This is a genomic window from Gemmobacter megaterium (genome assembly GCF_900156815.1).
GTDB classification, from domain to species: Bacteria; Pseudomonadota; Alphaproteobacteria; order Rhodobacterales; family Rhodobacteraceae; genus Wagnerdoeblera; species Wagnerdoeblera megaterium.
Genome location: NZ_FTOT01000001.1, coordinates 659,795 through 673,557 on the forward strand (window position 1 = coordinate 659,795; position 13,763 = coordinate 673,557).

17 protein-coding genes and 1 tRNA gene are annotated in these 13,763 nt (G+C 64.6%); 5 read left to right on the forward strand and 13 right to left on the reverse strand.

The window, feature by feature from the left end:
* Window positions 1-486 precede the first annotated feature (486 nt).
* The 13 genes from BW970_RS03045 to iscR all read right to left on the reverse strand — a co-directional run bounded on the left by BW970_RS03045 (window position 487) and on the right by iscR (window position 10,469).
* Window positions 487-563 (reverse strand) — tRNA-Arg (locus BW970_RS03045).
* A 301-nt stretch (window positions 564-864) separates the two neighbouring features.
* On the reverse strand, window positions 865-2,085 hold the full coding sequence (locus tag BW970_RS03050) for a cysteine desulfurase (RefSeq protein WP_076528526.1): 1,221 nt from the start codon (window positions 2,083-2,085) through the stop codon (window positions 865-867).
* An 8-nt stretch (window positions 2,086-2,093) separates the two neighbouring features.
* Window positions 2,094-2,657, reverse strand: a complete 564-nt coding sequence (locus BW970_RS03055; protein WP_076528528.1) for a YIP1 family protein — start codon at window positions 2,655-2,657, stop codon at window positions 2,094-2,096.
* On the reverse strand, window positions 2,654-3,154 hold the full coding sequence (locus BW970_RS03060) for a YIP1 family protein (RefSeq protein WP_076529202.1): 501 nt from the start codon (window positions 3,152-3,154) through the stop codon (window positions 2,654-2,656). Before BW970_RS03060 ends, BW970_RS03055 begins: the two co-directional genes overlap by 4 nt.
* 164 nt (window positions 3,155-3,318) lie before the next feature.
* Window positions 3,319-4,611, reverse strand: a complete 1,293-nt coding sequence (gene sufD, locus BW970_RS03065; protein WP_076528530.1) for a Fe-S cluster assembly protein SufD — start codon at window positions 4,609-4,611, stop codon at window positions 3,319-3,321.
* Window positions 4,611-5,366, reverse strand: a complete 756-nt coding sequence (gene sufC / locus BW970_RS03070; RefSeq protein ID WP_076528533.1) for a Fe-S cluster assembly ATPase SufC — start codon at window positions 5,364-5,366, stop codon at window positions 4,611-4,613. Before sufC ends, sufD begins: the two co-directional genes overlap by 1 nt.
* A gap of 131 nt (window positions 5,367-5,497) precedes the next feature.
* Window positions 5,498-5,995, reverse strand: coding sequence for a hypothetical protein (locus tag BW970_RS03075; protein ID WP_076528535.1), 498 nt, complete (start codon window positions 5,993-5,995; stop codon window positions 5,498-5,500).
* Between the two features lie 108 nt (window positions 5,996-6,103).
* Window positions 6,104-6,766 carry a hypothetical protein gene (locus BW970_RS03080; RefSeq protein WP_308469312.1) on the reverse strand — a complete coding sequence of 221 codons (663 nt, stop codon included), beginning with the start codon at window positions 6,764-6,766 and terminating at the stop codon, window positions 6,104-6,106.
* Window positions 6,759-7,070, reverse strand: coding sequence for a heavy metal-binding domain-containing protein (locus BW970_RS03085; protein ID WP_076528536.1), 312 nt, complete (start codon window positions 7,068-7,070; stop codon window positions 6,759-6,761). The genes BW970_RS03080 and BW970_RS03085 overlap by 8 nt, the downstream gene beginning before the upstream one ends.
* Window positions 7,071-7,080: 10 nt before the next feature.
* On the reverse strand, window positions 7,081-7,296 hold the full coding sequence (locus BW970_RS03090) for a hypothetical protein (protein WP_076528538.1): 216 nt from the start codon (window positions 7,294-7,296) through the stop codon (window positions 7,081-7,083).
* Entirely contained in the window at window positions 7,296-8,816 is a 1,521-nt protein-coding gene (sufB, locus tag BW970_RS03095) for a Fe-S cluster assembly protein SufB (protein WP_144038875.1), read from the reverse strand. The genes BW970_RS03090 and sufB overlap by 1 nt, the downstream gene beginning before the upstream one ends.
* A 38-nt stretch (window positions 8,817-8,854) precedes the next feature.
* The gene (locus BW970_RS03100) at window positions 8,855-9,904 is read right to left on the reverse strand and encodes a cysteine desulfurase family protein (RefSeq protein ID WP_076528540.1); all 1,050 of its coding nucleotides are present in this window, start codon (window positions 9,902-9,904) and stop codon (window positions 8,855-8,857) included.
* 103 nt (window positions 9,905-10,007) lie between these two features.
* Window positions 10,008-10,469, reverse strand: coding sequence for a Fe-S cluster assembly transcriptional regulator IscR (iscR, locus tag BW970_RS03105; RefSeq protein WP_076528542.1), 462 nt, complete (start codon window positions 10,467-10,469; stop codon window positions 10,008-10,010).
* Window positions 10,470-10,649: 180 nt separating this feature from the next.
* Here iscR and BW970_RS03110 point away from each other — a divergent pair, with 180 nt between their 5' ends.
* The 5 genes from BW970_RS03110 to BW970_RS03130 are packed head-to-tail and all read left to right on the forward strand — an operon-like array spanning window position 10,650 to window position 13,707.
* Window positions 10,650-11,309, forward strand: a complete 660-nt coding sequence (locus tag BW970_RS03110; RefSeq protein ID WP_076528544.1) for an alpha/beta hydrolase — start codon at window positions 10,650-10,652, stop codon at window positions 11,307-11,309.
* A gap of 12 nt (window positions 11,310-11,321) precedes the next feature.
* Window positions 11,322-11,555, forward strand: a complete 234-nt coding sequence (locus BW970_RS03115) for a hypothetical protein (protein ID WP_076528546.1) — start codon at window positions 11,322-11,324, stop codon at window positions 11,553-11,555.
* A 19-nt stretch (window positions 11,556-11,574) separates the two neighbouring features.
* Complete coding sequence (locus BW970_RS03120; RefSeq protein WP_076528548.1) at window positions 11,575-12,171, forward strand: HD domain-containing protein; 597 nt, start codon at window positions 11,575-11,577, stop codon at window positions 12,169-12,171.
* A 56-nt stretch (window positions 12,172-12,227) separates the two neighbouring features.
* Window positions 12,228-13,097: a polyphosphate kinase 2 gene (ppk2, locus tag BW970_RS03125; RefSeq protein ID WP_076528549.1), complete on the forward strand. Its 870-nt coding sequence runs from the start codon at window positions 12,228-12,230 to the stop codon at window positions 13,095-13,097.
* Entirely contained in the window at window positions 13,090-13,707 is a 618-nt protein-coding gene (locus BW970_RS03130; protein ID WP_076528551.1) for a TetR/AcrR family transcriptional regulator, read from the forward strand. Before ppk2 ends, BW970_RS03130 begins: the two co-directional genes overlap by 8 nt.
* The last annotated feature ends 56 nt before the right edge of the window (window positions 13,708-13,763 follow it).

A 13,763-nucleotide genomic window follows, 5' to 3' on the forward strand; every position in this document is an offset into this window, starting at 1 on the left:
TCTGTCCGAGCGCGGAGCCTCACAAAGGCGGCCTATGGCTGACGTCTTCCTCCAGCTTTCAGTCGAATATCACACGATGTGTTGGAGTCGTCGCTGACCGCTCGGGTCGTCCTACCCATCTTCTCGAAATGGATGTCTGTGTGCGTGAGCGCTAGCGACCCTTTGCGCCGCTTGGGAAACATCGGGCGACCACGCCCGATCTGGTCGGAGACAATGCGAAAGCTTACCGAAACCTCGCAGTGAGGAAAAGCGGCGGTCCAGCGAGATCCACGGGTGGTTACTGGCCTGGCTTACAGAGGCGTGCAGCCCGTAATCGCGAACGCGCTGGCTGCCGAGGGGCTTGCCTGAGATCGAGGCAAAGCAAGATCAGGTCCAAGATATTGTTATAGAAAGATAAATGAGCATCATTGCTTACGTGGATTCGCCGCGTAAGCAACATCTCTTAAAAAGAGAGAATTGATAATACTTTGATTTTTATGGGAAAAATGGCGCACCCGAGAGGATTCGAACCTCTGGCCTCCGCCTTCGGAGGGCGGCGCTCTATCCAGCTGAGCTACGGGTGCATACCGTTCGCGAGGTGCTTACGTCATGCTTACGCGAGTTTTTTGGCTACTTGAAGAGCGAACCCGACATTCACTCAAGCCATTGTTAAATCAGTTCCTTTTCCCAGCGCCTTCAACCTTCACCAGACTTGACTACCGCCTTCGGAGGGCGACACTCTATCCAGCTGAGCTACGGGTGCCTGAGCATGTCTATAGCGGTCTAAATCGGCAGCCGCAATGGTGTGCGGGAAAAAACCCTTGGCCCTGCGCGGCGAGGACGACAGCCCCGCTCGGGCAGGCCGGTGGACCCGCCGGAACTGGATCAGGCAAACAGCTCGTGGCAAAGGTCCAGCGCGGAAACCAGCGCATCGACCTCCTCAAGGGTATTGTAGAGCCCGAAAGACGCCCGGCACGTCGCGCCCACGCCCATATGGGCCATCAGCGGCATGGCGCAATGCGTGCCCGCCCGGACAGCCACACCACGCTTGTCCAGAATCGTCGAAACATCATGGGCATGGGCGCCCCCTTGCAGGGTAAAGCTGAAGATCGCCCCTTTGCCGGCAGAGTTTCCCTGCACCGTCAGCCAGTTCAATCCGGCAAGCCGGTCGCGGGCATAGTCGCGCAACTGCCGTTCATGCGCGGCGACATTCTCCATGCCAAGCGCCATCAGATAGTCCAGCGCCACCCCGAAGCCGATCTGCTGAACGATCCCCGGCGTTCCGGCCTCGAACTTCATCGGCGGATCGGCCCAGGTCACCGTATCGCGCGTGACTTCGCGGATCATGTCCCCGCCGCCCAGGAACGGACGCATCTCGGCCTGGCGCGCCCGCGAGATCCAAATCGCGCCCGACCCTGACGGCCCATAGAGCTTGTGCCCGGTCACCGCATAGAAATCACATCCCAGCGCCGACAGATCGACCGGCATGTGAACCGCAGCCTGTGAGCCATCGACCAGAACCGGCACGCCCTTCGCCCGCGCACCGGCGCAGATCGCGGCGACATCGACCACGGTGCCCAGCACATTCGACATCTGCGTGACAGCCACCAGCCGCGTCCGCGGGCCGATGGCGTCGATCACCGCCTGCGGATCCAGATCGCCATTGGCATCGACCTCGACCCATTTCAGCACAACACCCTGCCGTTCGCGCAGGAAATGCCAGGGCACGATATTGGCGTGATGCTCCATGACCGACAGCACGATCTCGTCCCCCGGCTCCAGCCGCGGCGCCGCCCATGCGTAAGACACAAGGTTGATCGCCTCGGTCGTGCCGGTGGTGAAGATGATCTCATCCTCATGCGGCGCATTCAGAAAGCGGGCAACCGTGCCGCGAACGGCCTCGTACTTTTCGGTGGCAAGGTTGGACAGATAGTGCAGCCCACGGTGCACATTGGCATATTCCATCGAATAGGCCCGTGTCATCGCATCAATCACAACCTGCGGCTTCTGCGCGCTGGCACCGTTGTCCAGATAGACCAGCGGCTTGCCGTTCACCTGCCGGGACAGGATCGGAAAATCGCGGCGTACGGCAGAAATGTCATACATGGCCGTCCTCATTGCGGAATCGAGATGAATGGCGCCAGAACCAGCGACAACACGAAGCCGACCACAAGCATGGCGATGATGATGCCCAGAAAGGTCAACGGCAGCGACTTGAACCCATGCAGCCCCGCCACCATGCCAGTGGCCACCCAGGCGATCAAAAGCACAGACACCAGGCTGAGCAGCCCCGCCAGCGGCGGCAAGACCACCATCGCCACAAGCTGAACCGCCTGCAACATCACCATCAGCGCCTGAATCCAGATGATGATGCGCAATGCCCCGGCAAAATTCCCCGCCCCCCCGAACATCCGCCCGGCCTGCGCCAGCACCGCGGCCAGAAGCAGCATCGAGCCCAACTGCATGCCCAGCACCATGACAGGCTGCGGCAGGTCCGCCGCCCCCAGTCCCGACAGCAGCATCGCCCCGAACAGTCCCAGGACCGACAGGGCCGCCACCAGCACATAGGCCAGCCAGACGGCCTGATCCGGTACCGGCCAGCCAGCGATGCGCTGCGCGCTGCGGCGTGGATCACGAAGGGCTTCCTGCGCCAGTGCAACCCAATCGGATCCGTTCATTGCCCAGTCTCCCCGCGCGACGCCTCGGCCGCGATCATCGCATTCACCCACTGGAACAGAAAGCCTGCCAGCACGATCAGTCCCATCGCCGACGCCCCCGGACCGGGACCGACAAAGCCCAGCACCAGCCCCTGCAACAGCATCAGCGGCGCAATCACCAGCAGCGACCAGAACAGGGCCAGCCGCGCACCATACCATGTGCCCTGCCCGCCCATCACCCGCGCGACCAGATGGCTGATCGCGGCCAGCCCATAGGCCAGAGGCGGCAGCAGAAACAGCGTCCCCATCAGGGCGCCGCCCAGCCGCGCATCCAGCGGAACCGACTCGTCCAGATAGGCGGCGCGGCTCAGGGCGGGCCACTGCGCCACAAAGATGATCAGACAGGCCACCATCAATATCACCAGCGCCCGGTCCTCGCGCTGCCCCGCAGCCAGCAACTCGCGCACCACCGCCTGCGGGCGGCGCCAACTTGCCAGAATGCGCTGCGTCACCGACATGAGACCTGCCCCCGTCCCGCTGCGCCCCGGATGTGCAGCTTCATCTTGCCCCAAATACCCAAGCGACACCCCTCCCACAAGCGCGTCGCCGACATATCGCCGGGCGCAGCCGCCGCGCCCGCCGTGATTGCCACCGGCGCGCCGCAGGGCCGCCGGTGCAAGGATCACGCGCGCTGATGCCGCGCCAGCCAGTTTTCCACCCGGCTGCGGATCTCCTCGGCGATCGCCTCGTCCTCGATCTCGGCGATCGCTTCGGCCAGGAACGCCAGCACCAGCAACCCTTCGGCCTCGGATTTCGGCACCCCGCGCGAGCGCAGGTAATACAGCGCCTCTTCATCCATCGCGCCCGAGGTCGATCCATGCGAACATTTCACGTCATCCGCATAGATTTCCAGCTCTGGCTTGACCAGAAAGTTGCTGTCGCCATCCAGCAGCAAGCTCTGGCTGATCTGATAGCCATCGGTCTTCTGCGCGCCCTGTTTGACCAGGATCTTGCCCTGGAACACACCGGTCGCGCCGTTCTTGAGCACCTTCTTGTAGACCTGCCGGCTTTCGCACCGCTCGGCCGCATGGGTCACAAAGACCGTATCGTCATGGTGGAACTCGCCATCGCCCACGGCGGCGCCCGCCACATGGGCCACGGCATCATCCCCCAGCAGTTCGATCACCGCCTCGTTGCGGGTCATGCGGCCATTGGCCGTCATGGTGAACGACTTGAACAGCGACTCCGTGCCCAGACGCGCAAAGATATGCGTCACGGCACGGCGCTGGTGGTCGCGGCCCATGGTGCGGATGTGGTGGAACCGCGCGCCATCGGCGACATCCACCTCCATCACCTTGTTCAGCCGTGCCGCGCCAGGACCATTCTCCAACAACGTCATCTCGGCGCCCGGTTCCAGCCGGATCACATGGTGCAACACGGCATCCGATGTTTCGGAGCTGTGCTGATAGACCAGCGACACCGGGCGCGCGGCCTTGCCCGTCACGCGGATCAGCACGCCATCTTCGGCAATCGCGGTGTTCAGCACGGCAAAGGGGCGGGCCACCGGGGTTTGTCCGCGGGTTTCCAGCACGCCATACAAATCCCGCGCCCAATGGATATCCACCTGCGCCGCTTCGGCCAGCCGGGTGATCTCGACCCCGGCGAGTTCGGGGCGGTCGGATTGATCCGGGTCGAACACGCCATCGACAAAGACCAGCCGTACCCGCTCGAACCCTTCAAAGGGCATCGGCTCGGGAACGCCCGCAAACAGCGCCGCTGCGGCGGGCACCGGCGCATTGAACCCGGTAGGGTCGGTGTAGCGCCAGTATTCGTCGCGTTTCGCAGGCAGGCCCATCGCGGTCAGCCGGGCCCGCGCATCGTCGCGCGCCTTGCGGATCCACTTGCCGCCTTCGGGCCGGGGCGCGGCGTCCAGCCGGGCCTCCAGCGCCTCTTGCTTGGCTTTCGGCAGACCCATCACTTCGCCTCCGCCAGCAGATCGGCATAGCCGTTGTTCTCGACCTCCAGCGCCAGTTCCGGCCCGCCGGTCTTGATGATGCGGCCATCGGCCATGATATGCACCACATCCGGTTTGATATGGTCCAGCAGACGCTGGTAATGGGTGATGACCAGGAAGGCCCGCCCTTCGGAGCGCAGGGCGTTCACCCCTTCGGCCACCAGTTTCATCGCATCGACGTCCAGGCCGGAATCGGTTTCATCCAGGATGCACATCTTGGGCTCCAGCATGGCCATCTGGAGGATCTCGTTGCGCTTTTTCTCGCCGCCCGAAAAGCCCACATTGACCGGACGCTTGAGCATCTCGGCGTCGATCTTCAGCGCCTTGGCTTTTTCGCGCACCAGCTTGAGGAAATCGCCGGCGCTGATCTCGTCCTCGCCGCGCGCCTTGCGCTGTGCATTCAGCGCGGTGCGCAGAAAGGTCATGTTACCCACGCCGGGAATTTCGACCGGGTACTGGAACGCCAGGAACAGGCCAGCGGCGGCGCGCTGTTCGGGGTCCATCTCCAGCAGATCCTCGCCCTCCAGCAGGGCCGCGCCGTCCGTCACCTCATAGCCATCCCGGCCCGACAGCACATAAGACAGCGTGGACTTGCCCGAGCCGTTCGGCCCCATGATGGCATGGACCTTGCCGGCCTCGATGGTCAGGTCCACCCCTTTCAGGATGGGCTTGTCCTCGTCTTCCAGCTTGACGTGCAGGTTGCGGATTTCCAGCATGATGCGGTCCTTTCAGGAAATGCGGAAAGGGGCGCCTGCCGGTTGGCAGCACCCCGAATGGTGGAAAGAGGCGCCCGCATGATGGCGGCGCCCCTGATGAAGATGACCGCCCGACAGCGGCCTGGCAGGGATCAGGGCAGCAGGGCGCCCAGGGACAGCGACATGGGCCGGGTGGTGGCCAGCACCTCCTGCACCCAGTCGGGCGAAAACAGCATGGCGAATGCCTCGGGCCACAGGTGCACGGCGTTGTGCAACCCCGCGACGGCCAGCGCCACGCCAATCAACTGCATCGCCAGGGTCAGCGGCCCACGCAGCCCGATGACCAGACGTAGCAACAGCACCATGACCCCGGAGGCCAGCAAGGCGACCCACAGTTCCTGCGATTGCAACAGAACCGGCACCGACCATTGCGCCCAGACCCAGGCCACCGCGCCGCTCGCCAGCGCCAGCGGCAACGACAGCAGCGCAAGACCGGATTTCCTCGGTCGCGCCTTGCCCAGCACCGCACGTTTCAGGGCGGCCTGCGGCAGTTGGTCGGCCATGCCGATATGCAGCGTCGCATTGGTGTTGCCCGCATGGGAGGCGATCCGCTCCAACCGGGCGGCAAAGATCTTCTGGTGGTCCAACATGATCGGCTCCTGCCAAGGGCTGCACATGTTGCGGTTGTGACCCGCGACTTGGGCAAACCCGTGGCGAAAGGCGATTGTTTTCGGGCCAGAGCACACTTTGCATGTCGATCACAGCGGCCTCTGATACAGGCCGACCAGCCATTGCAACCGTTCGGGCGGCAGCGCCATCGGCGCCACCTCAAAGCGGACCATGCGGCCGACGGTTCCGGCGCGCGGCAGCAGGGTTTCGACCGTGTGATAGGGCTTGCGCTCGGTGTAGTCGTCGAACAGCACCGTCACCGGGCGGGTCGTGCGCAACGCTACGGTCATCAGACAGGCGGCCCGAAAGCGACCGTCGATCAGCACCACATCGGGTTGCACGAAATCCGGCCGATCCCAGACCGACAGCGCATAGCCGGGCCATTTGCGAAAGGTCGTCTCATCCGCCGGGCGGCCCCAGGCCCCCGTAGGGCCAATGTCGCCATGATGCATCCGCACAGTCGATGCAGGCGGGTTGGCCGCGAACCAGCCTTCCATCATGGTCAGCCAGCCATGATCGGATTCCACACTGAACACCGTCTTGCCCGGCATTTCAGCGGCCATCACGGTGGACCCACCCGAGCCATATTCCAGGATCACCCCGGCCTGGTCATAGGTGGCACGCACCAGCGCCGCCTCGGCTTGCGGCAAGGTCAGCTCAGGGCGCTGCTGCACTGCCGCAGGCGCGGCGCCATCCTGTGCCGCAGGGATGGCGCGGGCCTCGTGCCGCCCCTGTGCCGCACCCTTAGCCAAGGCGCACCGCCGTGCCGCTGGCCGAGACCATCAGCATATTGTTGATCACCTCGTAATCCAGATCCACGCCCACCACCGCATCGGCACCCAACCGCCGCGCCTCGTCCTGCATTTCCGCCAAGGCGGTGCGCCGGGCCTTGCCCAGTTCCTGCTCATAGGCGCCTGCCCGCCCGCCCACGATGTCGCGCACGCTGGCGAACAGATCGCGGAAGATATTGGCGCCCAGAATGGCTTCGCCCGTGACGATGCCCAGATATTCGCGGGCGGGGCGGCCTTCGACGGTGGGGGTGGTAGTGGTAATCATGTTTGCCCTCTCACGCGCTCAGACGATGGCACAACAACAGGAAACCCGCAGTCAGAACAGCGACATAGGCGAAGAACCCGGCCAGCGCCCATCCGGCATCCAGCCAGCCCGGCCCCAGCGACGGCGCTACCACCAATACGACAAAGCCCAGCATGATCGCCCAGCCCTTCGCCGTGGCGGGTTCCCAGCCTGTCCCGTTGGATCTGCGCCGGAACGGAGCCGTCATCACCCCACGCTACCCTCCAGGCTGATCGCCACCAGGCTTTGCGCCTCCATGGCGAATTCCATCGGCAGGGCTTGCAGCACCTCGCGGCAGAAGCCGTTGACGACCAGCGCCACCGCCTCTTCCTCGTCCATCCCGCGCGACCGGCAGTAGAACAGCTGGTCGTCGTCCACCTTGGAGGTGGTCGCCTCATGCTCCACGCGGGACGAGTTGTTGCGCACCTCGATATAGGGCACCGTATGCGCCCCGCACTTGTCGCCGATCAGCAGGCTGTCGCACTGGGTATAGTTGCGGCTGTCCACCGCCCTGGGGTGCATCGACACCAGCCCGCGATAGGTGTTCTGCGCCCGGCCCGCACTGATCCCCTTGGAAACGATGCGCGACTTGGTGCGCTTGCCCAGATGCACCATCTTGGTGCCGGTATCGGCCTGCTGGGCGTTGTTGGCGATGGCGATGGAATAGAACTCGCCCTGGCTGTCATCGCCGCGCAGGATGCAGGACGGATATTTCCAGGTGATCGCGCTGCCGGTTTCCACCTGCGTCCACATCACCTTGGCCCGATCACCCCGGCAATCGGCGCGCTTGGTGACAAAGTTGTAGATGCCGCCCTTGCCGTTCTCGTCGCCCGGATACCAGTTCTGGACGGTCGAGTATTTCACCTCGGCATCTTCCAGGATCACGATTTCCACCACAGCGGCGTGCAACTGGTGCGTATCGCGCTTGGGCGCCGTGCAGCCTTCCAGATAGCTGACATAGCTGCCCTTTTCGGCCACGATCAGCGTGCGCTCGAACTGCCCGGTGTTTTCTGCGTTGATGCGGAAATAGGTCGACAGCTCCATCGGGCAGCGCACGCCTTCGGGGATGTAGACGAACGATCCGTCGGTAAACACCGCGCTGTTCAGCGTCGCAAAGAAATTGTCCGACTGCGGCACCACGGTGCCAAGGTATTTCTTCACCAGTTCCGGATGCTCGCGCACCGCCTCGGAGATCGAACAGAAGATCACCCCGGCCTTTTTCAGCTCGTCCTTGAAGGTGGTGCCCACCGACACGCTGTCAAAGACCGCATCGACCGCCACGCGGCGCGGATCGCCCTCGGCGCCCTCGACCCCGGCCAGCAGCATCTGTTCCTTCAGCGGAATGCCCAGCTTTTCATAGGTCGCCAACAGCTTGGGATCCACCTCGTCCAGCGATTTCGGCTTGGCCTCCATGCTTTTGGGACGGGCGTAGTAATACTGGTCCTGATAGTCGATCTCGGGATAGTTCAGCATGGCCCAGCGGGGCTCTTCCATCTGCACCCAGCGGCGATAGGCGGCCAGACGCCACTCCAGCATCCAGTCGGGCTCGCCGTTCTTTTCGCTGATCAGCCGCACGATGTCCTCGTTCAGCCCCTTGGGGGCGAACTCCATCTCGATCTCGGTTTCCCAGCCGTATTTGTACTTCCCGGCCATGGCCTGGACGGTTTCGATCGTCTCGCGGTCCACGCCGTCGCGGACTTCGGTCTGGGCTTCCACCTGATCGGCCATCGCCATCTGCATTCCCCTTCATCGCGCCCGAGGCGCCATCATTCCATCCGCGCCAAGGCCCGTGTCCGGGCGGCAGCCCAGACCTCGGCAAAGCGCAACGCATCCTGTTCCACCGTCGCAGGCCCCAGCGAGACCCGAACGGCCGAAGCCGCAGCCACCTCGTCCAGCCCCATGGCGCGCAGCACCCGGCTGGCCCGCACCTTGCCGCTGGAACAGGCCGAGCCTGCCGAAACGGCAAAGCCCGCAAGATCCATCTGCATCACCTGCGTCTCGCCTTTCCACCCCGGCGTGACAAGGCACAGGGTATTGGGCAATCGCGCAGGCGCGTCATGCCCGACTGAAATAGTCCCGCTTTTGCCGCCTGACAATGCTGACTCTAGAATATTTCTAATTCCAGCGACACGTTCCCAGACCCCATCGGCCAAATCCCGCGCGGCCGCCCCGGCCGCAGCACCGAATCCGGCGATTCCGACCAGGTTCTCGGTTCCCGCACGGCGCCCCATCTCCTGCCCGCCGCCCTTCAGCTGCGCCGGCAAGTCCAGGCCGCGCCGCAGCACCAGCGCCCCGATCCCCTTCGGGCCGCCCAGCTTGTGGGCAGACACAAACCCCATGGCGATCCCCGACCAGTCAAAGGCGAACGGAACCTTGCCAAACCCTTGCGTCAGATCCGACACCGCCAGCCCCGCAGGCAGATCCTGAACGATCCCGGTTTCGGAATTGGCCAGTTGCAACGCGGCACAGGACGGATCCGGCACCATGACCCGGCCCAGACCATCCGCAACCAGCGTCGCATCGCACCAGGCCGAGACAGCCTCGTGCTCGATCCCGGAACAGACCAGCCCGCGCCCGGCGCAGGCCAACGCCGCCGCCTCGGTCGCACCGCTGACAAAGACGATATCCGCCGCCTCGGCCCCCAGCGCAGTGGCAACCTGCGCACGCGCCCGCTCGACCAGCGCCTTGGCCGCCCGCCCCTCGGCATGGACCGACGACGGGTTGCCCGTCACATCCATCGCTGCAACCATCGCCAGCCGCGCCTCATCGCGCAGCGGCGTCGTCGCATTCCAGTCGAGATAGACGCGCGCCTTCACCCGCAACGCCCTTTCATCTTGCCAAAAATACCCTGCGACGGTTGCCAGGGGCACGCCGTCGGTTCAGACGCCCATGGACAAGCTGCCACAAGCCGCGCCCTGTTCACTCCTCGTCCACGACCCGGAACAGTTCAGGCACCGCCGGGCATGGCGTCAGCGCATTCTGCACCACATCCGACAACCGGACCTGATGCAGATAGACATAGACATTCGCGCTCAGCCCCTGCCACAGACGGTTGCACAACGACTGGGCCCGGCTACCAGATTGCCCCCCCGAGGCCCCGGCCCCGGTATGCGTGGCATCCACCGTTTCCTCGACCGCCTCCAGCACCTCGGACACACGGATCGCATCGGGCGTGCGGGCCAGCCGATAGCCCCCCCCCGGCCCGCGCACCGATTCCACCAGCCCGGCCCGGCGCAGCTTGACGAACAACTGTTCCAGATAGGGCAGCGAAATGTCTTGCCGCCGCGAGATCTCGGCCAGCGAAACCCGCCCTTCGCCCGGATGCAGCGCCAGATCGGACAGCGCCACCATCGCATAGCGCCCTTTGGTCGACAGCTTCATGCAACACTCTCCTGCACCTGGGCCAGACGGCCCGGCGCACCATTGACGACGAACGGCTTGACGCTTAACTCAATCAGGGACCGGCCGGAAGCCTTCCGGTTACCTGGAACGATTCTAAAGTATGCGCCGCGACCCGTCAACCGCAACCGCCGCGCCGCCAAAGGGAAGACTGAAGCCCCCATGCCCGAAGTGATTTTCCCCGGCCCCGAAGGCCGCCTCGAAGGCCGCTACCACCCGCAAAAGGACCGCGACGCGCCGATTGCGATCGTGCTGCACCCGCATCCGCAGTTCGGCGGCACCATGAACAACCGCGTGGTCTACAACCTGCACTATGCCTTTTACAATCTGGGCTTCACGGTTCTGCGGTTCAATTTCCGCGGCGTCGGGCGCAGCCAGGGCGAATATGATCAGGGAATCGGCGAACTGGCCGATGCGGCCTCGGCGCTGGATTACCTGCAATCCATGAACCCCAACGCGAAACATTGCTGGGTTGCGGGGTTCAGCTTCGGCGCCTGGATCGGGATGCAACTGCTGATGCGGCGCCCCGAGGTGACGGGCTTCATCTCTGTCGCCCCTCCGGCGAACATGTATGACTTCAGCTTCCTTGCCCCCTGCCCGGCCTCGGGTCTGGTGATCAACGGCGCCGCCGACCGCGTGGCCCCGCCCAAGGACACCGTCAACCTCGTGAACAAGCTGCACGAGCAGAAGGGCATCACGATCACCCATACCCAGATCGAGGGCGCCGGACATTTCTTCGAGGATGACGAGGCACATATGAAACCGATGATCGGCGAGGTCTCGGATTATGTGAAACGCCGCCTGACAGAGACCACCCGCTAGGACTGCGACGCCATGGCCCTGATCGAGGAACTGGTCGATACCCTGTCGGCCGATGTCTACGCCGCCATGCAGGAAACCGGCGACGACCGGCTGCACGAACGGGTGGCCAAGGCGATCGGCGCGCTGTCCCCCACGATGGAAGAGGCCTTCCTCACCTCGATGCGCCTGCGTCTGGCCGAACTGCGGGGGCGGCAATTCTTCATGGCCGAACTCGCCCGGCTCAACGCGCCGCAGACCAACGGCTGACCGCCAAGGAGGAGGCGTCGTGACCGATCCCGCCCGGCTTGCCGCCCAACTGGCCTTTCTGACCGAGGCCGACAAGCTGAAATCCGTGCTGCGTGCCGGAACCCTGGCCGACCGCTCGCGCCGGGAAAACTCGGGCGAGCATAGCTGGCATGTCGCGCTGTTTGCCATGGTGCTGGCCGATCAGGCGGCAGACGGCGTTGATATCGCCCGCGTGATCCGCATGTTGCTGATCCACGACCTGGTGGAAATCGACACCGGCGATACGCCGATCCACGCCAATGACGGCCAGTCGCACGGCTCTGCCGGCCTGCTGGCACAGGAACGGGCCGCAGCCGACCGCCTTTTCGGTCTGCTGCCCTCCGATCAGGCGGCAGAGTTCCGCGCGCTGTGGGAAGAATTCGAAGCCGCAGAAACCCCGGATGCCGTCTTTGCCAAATCCCTGGACCGGGTGCAGCCCGTGATGCAGAATCTGGCCTCCGACGGCGGCACCTGGGTTGAGTATGCCGTCACGCGGGATCAGTTGGAAACCCGCGTCGGCCACAGGGTCGCGCGCGGCGCCCCCGGCATCTGGGCCCATCTTGCGCCGCTGCTCGACCGCTGGTTCACCTCGCGCTGACCCGTTGCCACCGCCGCCGTTCCGGCGATACTGACCCTATTCACCGGAGGATGCCCATGGATCTGCCCTTTGACGGCGCCATCAGCCGCTATGCCGCGACCGAGGCCCCCGCCGACATCCGCGCCGCCCTGCAAGATGCCCGGAAAAAAGACATCCTGTCGCCGGTGCATCCCTACCCGCGCGTGATGGACGGGGCCGACTACGACCGCGCGATGAAGCCGCTCCAGATCGAGATGGTCAAGCTGCAATCCGATCTGCGCGCAACCGGACGCCGCCTGATCGTGATCTTCGAGGGCCGGGATGCCGCGGGCAAGGGCGGCTCGATCCGCCGCCTGACGGAAAATCTCAACCCGCGCCACGCCTATACCGTCGCCCTGCCCAAGCCCACCGAACGCGAGGCGACACAGTGGTATTTCCAGCGCTACATCGACTGGCTGCCCGCCGCCGGTGAAATGGCGATCTTTGACCGCAGTTGGTACAATCGCGGCGTCGTCGAACATGTGTTCGGTTTTTGCACCCCGGCGCAGCGTGAACATTTCTTCCACCAGTTGCCGGGGTTCGAGGAAACCCTGGTGGACGAGGGGATCCGGCTGGTCAAGATCTGGCTCAATGTCGGTCGCGCCGAACAGTTGCGCCGGATGCTCGACCGCGAATCCGACCCGCTGAAACAATGGAAACTCAGCCGGATCGACGTGGACGGTCTCTCCCGCTGGGACGACTATACCAAAGCCATCCGCGAAACGCTGGACCGCAGCCATACCTTGGCCGCACCCTGGACGGTGATCCGTTCCGACGACAAGAACCGCGCCCGCCTTGCGGTGATGCAGACCGTGCTGGGCGCGCTGGACTATGCCGGATCGGACCGTTCCGCCATCGGTCTGCCCGATCCGGCCATCTGCGGTGGCCCCGACCTCTGGCATGGCTAAGCAGGGCTACCACCACGGCAATCTGCGCCAGGCGCTCGTCGATGCATCGCTGAAGCTGATCGAGGAAAAGGGGCCGACCGGCTTTACCCTGTCCGAAGCGGCGAAAGAGGCCGGCGTCACGCCTGCCGCCGTCTATCGCCACTTTCAGGGCCGCGAAGACCTGATCGCAGAGGCCGCGCGCCAGGGCTTCGAGATCTTCGCCGATGTGATGGACCACGCCTACAACGGCGGCCACCCCTCGGCGCTTGCTGCCTTCGAGGCGACGGGCCGCGCCTATCTGGCCTTTGCGCGCAAGTTTCCCGGCCATTACGTTGCCATGTTCGAAAGCGGCGTGAACATCGCCGGCCACCCCGAACTGGCCCGCGCCGCCAATCGCGCCCGCGCCACACAAGAGGCTGCGGCCGCTAAACTGTCGGAACATCTGCCGCCCGAGCGGCGCCCGCCCGCCGCCATGTTCGCCGCCCATGTCCAGGCCATGAGCCATGGTATCGTCGAGCTGAATGCGCGGGGCCGCCCCGGCACCCGCGCGCCGTTCGCGCCCGAGGATCTGCTGGAAACCGGCATCGGCATCTATCTGCGCGGCCTTGGGCTGTTGCCCCCGGATCGCTGATCCGCCTGCCGGTCCCCTGCCCCTTCGCTTTGTGCCACATATCCTCGGGGGGCGGC